The sequence below is a fragment of the Paenalicyclobacillus macrosporangiidus genome (assembly GCF_900116805.1).
In the GTDB taxonomy this organism is placed as follows: Bacteria; Bacillota; Bacilli; order Alicyclobacillales; family Alicyclobacillaceae; genus Alicyclobacillus_H; species Alicyclobacillus_H macrosporangiidus.
The window spans coordinates 1-1,160 of the sequence record NZ_FPBV01000092.1 but is presented as its reverse complement, the minus strand read 5'-3'; the positions used below and the strand labels follow the sequence as shown (position 1 = coordinate 1,160).

The following is a 1,160-nucleotide window of genomic DNA, read 5'->3' as shown; positions in this document are numbered from 1 at the left end:
AAGCCTCATCGACAAATTTTGGCCAACACGATTGGAACTGAGGTGGTTTGACCCTGACAAAACCCAGTTGTTGAGAGCAACTGCATAGCGCCTGTCACTTAAATGTACTGATCCATGCAAGGAGAGACAGACATCCGAGTGGTCCATGCAGCGGATTTCGAATAGAGGATCATACTTCTTGTACCTCGTAAAGGAAGACGACTTCGATTGAGTAAACCCGTTTTCAAAATGGATGTTGGAGAAGTCTAGTAAGTGATCATAGTTAAGCGTTATCAATCGTAAGCGGTATTCATCTCGCAGCCGTGTGAGGAACCTGTTGATAGGCGCTTCCTTCAGTTGTTCCTGGCTCTGTTCACAGACCGCCAGTGTCACTGTTTCAAGAATGTACTTTCGCACCTCGTGTGCAAGAACCCTAAAAAATAGAGGTTTTACGCAGCGATACGATAGTAAATTTCCACATAAGATACGTACTGCAGTATGAATGGACGGATTCAATGAACTAACTTGTTGACCCTCCGTTACGGTTGCTAGAATATCTATGCCGTCAATGAGATCCTCGAAGGTCAGATCCAGTTCCGACGCAATTTCTATAAGACCTGTAACTATTCTCTTTTGAGAGTGTTCACTACCGTAAAACTGATCGGTACGATACAGGGAATCCACATACTTGTCCGACGAAAGCCGGTCTAAAAGCTGGCTCGTCAAAGGTATCGTCATCGGTACTATCGGATGTGAGACACCTGCTCCGGTTAAAATGAACAATTCCTGGTGTCTCATGAAACCTCACCTTTCAGCCATCTTGCACCTATCCATCATGTGCGCAACATGCAATCTACTCTGCTGCGGATGCTGGCCGCTACACCAACCTGCCTTGAATTCTTGGCCAATCACCCAAATTTTCCTAGTGACCTACAGTGGGAGGAGTACCATCCTGATTCAACTTCCGGTACACCGACCCCATGATCCACTCTTTCACCGCCGCCTGAAACTCTGGCTCATCCATCAGCTTGGTGAAAATCTTGTCGTTCATCCCCATCCGGTCGATTACCTTGCTAAGAAACACATTGTTACAGCCAACGTATAATGGCCATAAGTTGACGGTGTTTGTTGTCCGGAAACTGACGGATTCGGTGGCCATGGCGGATGAACGGGGCAACTCA

The 1,160-nt window shown here is 46.7% G+C and carries 2 protein-coding genes; both read right to left on the bottom strand.

From position 1 onward, the window contains the following. Positions 1-777 (bottom strand): hypothetical protein (locus tag BM357_RS20135; RefSeq protein WP_217647722.1); only part of this gene is annotated, 777 nt, incomplete at its 3' end. A 124-nt stretch (positions 778-901) separates the two neighbouring features. Continuing rightward, positions 902-1,160, bottom strand: a 259-nt coding sequence (locus tag BM357_RS20130; protein ID WP_217647721.1) for a hypothetical protein, incomplete at its 5' end; no start/stop codon positions are given.